Origin of the sequence: Nocardia sp. NPDC057455 (assembly GCF_042802775.1) — a bacterium.
GTDB lineage: Bacteria > Actinomycetota > Actinomycetes > Mycobacteriales > Mycobacteriaceae > Nocardia.
This window is the reverse complement of sequence record NZ_JBHVDM010000130.1, coordinates 12,334-15,373: the sequence shown is the minus strand read 5'-3', so window position 1 is coordinate 15,373 and position 3,040 is coordinate 12,334. Positions and strand designations below refer to the sequence as shown.

The following is a 3,040-nucleotide window of genomic DNA, read 5'->3' as shown; positions in this document are numbered from 1 at the left end:
CCTGCGAGGGAATCGACCCGATCGGCGGTTTGTCGAAGGACTCAGGGCAGCGGAACCCACTGGTCGAAGAACCAGAATCCGTGCGGGCTCGGCTGCGGGTCGCCGTGGTGCTGCTGCTCGGGAGCGTGGCCTCGGCCCTGGTCGCGATCGTTGTGGCCCGGATCCGCGCTCGCGATGCCCGCGCCCGCGCCGACCGCGGCCAGCGCGATACCTCCGGCCACCGCCGCCTTCGCCACCTTGGACTTCAACACCTTCATACCTGTCTCCTTCGTCCGGCCCACCGGGCCCTCGGCCGAACTTCGACCGCGGACACGATCCTCGACGCGAGATCTCGAGGCAGTTCGATACTGCGCTGGGAAACTCCTGGCAACCGGATCGCCACCTTCAGTGAACGCACAGCTGTGCAAGGGTAGGGGCGAGATCCGGACGCCGAGCTGGGTCGGGACAGACCTCGACCGCCGGCCGCTCGCTACGGCCTACCCTGAGGTCCTCCGTCATACACCGCCAGGAGAGGACATCCGTGCGGCTCCTCGTCACCGGCGGCGCCGGTTATATCGTCTCGGACGCATGGGACTATAGCCGGTCGGTGTACGGTGACTGGTCGACCGAGCATCGATTCGGCGTATTTCCGCGACCCCCGAGCAACCTCGTTCGCGCGCCCGGGAATCGCGAGTCGATCAGAGAATGAGCAGAATCAGCGCCTTCTGCAGTGTGTCCATGATGCGGCCGATGGTGATCGCGATTTCGACGGTGCCCATGACAGGCCCCTTTCTTCGGATACGGCAAATCCACGACGCATCAATTCAAGCGCGCGCGAACGTGATTCGCCAAGCTCGCGGCGGGTTTCGTTCGGGCGGATCGGCGAAGTTCATCCACGGCATCCCGGTCTTCGAATCAACTGTGTCGCGAAACCGGTCGCGACCGTGGGGCGCAACACCGCACCGCGCAGGCATTCCGATCCATCGTCAGGAGCACATGTGACGTCGTCGCAACCGTTGGTCCGGGAAGATTCGCACGACTGTTCTCGGTCTGCGGCCGACACGGTCGGGCGAGCCGCGGCGATACTCGGCATGCTCCATCGAATCCCCGCCGACCACGCGGCGGTCTACGCGCGGCTGGCGATGCTCGCCGAGTGCGATGCGGACATCGTGTGCGCACTGCCCGGCGAGCCGGCGGGCCGGTGCGCTCTCGGCCGGGCGCTGGACAGCGTCGTCATCCACCTCCGGACGACGGCCGAGCTCGCGAACCGGCACCACGTGACCGTGCTCGCCGACGAACTCGTCGAGGTCATCGCCATTGTGCAGGAGTGCGGGCAGCACACGGCCCGATCGTTCGAGGCGCCGTTGGATGCGGTGTGGGCGGCGCACTATCGCGCCGAGATCCTGCGACTGGCGAACGACGCCGATGACGCTTTCCGCCGACTGTTCGCGCGGTGGTACTTCGACACCGACGACCTGACGACGGTGGCCGGAATGCGGGAGGTCAGCGATGAACTGGAGAACGTGGTACGGGCGTTCGAGTCGGTCGCCGACGCCGCGGTCGTGGCGGACCCGCCGAACGAGCTACGCGGGTGACCGACCGCAGGCCACTACATTCCGACAAAATCGATGATCGGCGCCGGATAGTCCGCCGGATCGACCTGCTCTCGCCACGGCCGGTGGATGCGCCCACCGGGCAGGTGCGCCAACTCTGGAATCCAGCGCCGGACGTAGGCGCCGTCCGGGTCGTAGCGCTCGGCTTGGCGCAGCGGGTTGAGCACCCGGTTCGGCCTGGTGTCGGTCCCCGTTCCCGCGACCCACTGCCAGTTGAGCTGGTTGTTCGCCAGGTCGCCGTCCACCAGCCAGCGCAAGAAGTGCTCCGCCCCCACACGCCAGTCGACACGCAGCGACTTGGTCAGGAAGCTGGCCGTGATCAGCCGCGCCCGGTTGTGCATCCAGCCCTCCGCGCGTAGCTGCCGCATCCCCGCGTCCACGATCGGATGCCCCGTGCGGCCTTCCCTCCAGGCGTCGACGGCTTGCGGGTCGTGCCGCCAGCGGATCTCACGGGCGCGGTAGTCCGACCAGGCCGCGGACGGGCGGGCAGCCAGTAACTGGTGGTGGAAGTCGCGCCAGGCCAGCTGCCGGGCGAACGCGTGCCCGCCCTCGGTGGAGGTGTCGACCCGGTGCACCAGCTCCACCGGGGACACACAGCCGAAGTGCAGATACGGCGACAGCCGCGAGGTGGCGTCGGCGGCGAGGTCGTCGTTGTCGCGCGCGTAGTGCTCGACGGGCCCGGACAGCCAGTCGCGCACCATCTTTCGTCCTGTGCTCGCACCGCCCACAGCCAGCTGCGGCGATGTCGGGCCCGCGCACAGCTCCCCCGCGTCCGGCAGCGGCAAGCTCGACAGCCCCGGCACCGTGAGGCTGCGCGGCGCGCCGAGCGGCTCCCGCTGTGGCGCCTCGGACCAGCGCCGGAAATACGGGCTGAAGACGGCGAAATGGTCGCGCCCGGTGGCGGGCAGCAGCGTTTCCGGGTCGGCGGCGGTGATGGTGGCGGAATGCGTGTGCAGCAGACAGTCGCGGCGCGCGAGTCGCTCGCGCAGCGCGCGTTCCCGGCGGCGGCTGTAGCCGCTGACGTCGGCGGCGACGTGCACGCTCTCGGCGTGCACCTGGGCGACCACGCGATCGACCTCCGCGGCCACGTCCCCGCGACGCAGGACCAGATTGCCGCCGATGGCGCGCAGTTCGTCGTCCAGCTCGGCCAATGCGGCGGCGAGGAACCGGGCGCGGTTCGGCGCGGCGAAGCGACCGGAGAGGATGGCGTCATCGAGCACGAACAACGGCACCACCGCGGCGCCCTCCCGGTGCGCGGCGGTCAACACCGGGTTGTCCACCACCCGCAGGTCGCGGGTGAACAGAGCGATCGTGACGGTCATCGCGCACGCGCCCGTCGTACGGCACGAATTCTCATTCTCGAGCCTCCTAGTCGGACGGTGCGGTCGTGGGGGGGGGGCGGGGGGGGGGCGCCCGCGCGGGGGCGCGCCGCCCCCCCGGGCGCCCCC

General features: G+C 69.7%; 4 protein-coding genes. 2 read left to right on the top strand and 2 right to left on the bottom strand.

The window, feature by feature from the left end:
- Positions 1 to 41: 41 nt before the first annotated feature.
- Positions 42 to 248, bottom strand: a complete 207-nt coding sequence (locus ACFU5M_RS31995) for a hypothetical protein (RefSeq protein ID WP_379054892.1) — start codon at positions 246 to 248, stop codon at positions 42 to 44.
- 436 nt (positions 249 to 684) lie between these two features.
- On the opposite strand from ACFU5M_RS31995, the gene ACFU5M_RS31990 reads away from it, so the two are divergent.
- Both ACFU5M_RS31990 and ACFU5M_RS31985 read left to right on the top strand, forming a co-directional pair.
- The gene (locus tag ACFU5M_RS31990) at positions 685 to 981 is read left to right on the top strand and encodes a hypothetical protein (RefSeq protein WP_379054888.1); all 297 of its coding nucleotides are present in this window, start codon (positions 685 to 687) and stop codon (positions 979 to 981) included.
- A gap of 89 nt (positions 982 to 1,070) precedes the next feature.
- Positions 1,071 to 1,574 carry a hypothetical protein gene (locus ACFU5M_RS31985; protein ID WP_379054886.1) on the top strand — a complete coding sequence of 168 codons (504 nt, stop codon included), beginning with the start codon at positions 1,071 to 1,073 and terminating at the stop codon, positions 1,572 to 1,574.
- A gap of 14 nt (positions 1,575 to 1,588) precedes the next feature.
- Here the strand turns inward: ACFU5M_RS31985 and ACFU5M_RS31980 are convergent, their stop codons facing one another.
- On the bottom strand, positions 1,589 to 2,914 hold the full coding sequence (locus ACFU5M_RS31980) for a cryptochrome/photolyase family protein (protein ID WP_379054884.1): 1,326 nt from the start codon (positions 2,912 to 2,914) through the stop codon (positions 1,589 to 1,591).
- Between the last annotated feature and the right edge of the window lie 126 nt (positions 2,915 to 3,040).

Bases quoted from the DNA above. Each gene is read 5' to 3' on its own strand.
- ACFU5M_RS31990 (WP_379054888.1), top strand. From the start codon at position 685: ATGAGCAGAATCAGCGCCTTCTGCAGTGTGTCCATGATGCGGCCGATG.
- ACFU5M_RS31985 (WP_379054886.1), top strand. From the start codon at position 1,071: ATGCTCCATCGAATCCCCGCCGACCACGCGGCGGTCTACGCGCGGCTG.
- ACFU5M_RS31980 (WP_379054884.1), bottom strand. From the start codon at position 2,914: ATGACCGTCACGATCGCTCTGTTCACCCGCGACCTGCGGGTGGTGGAC.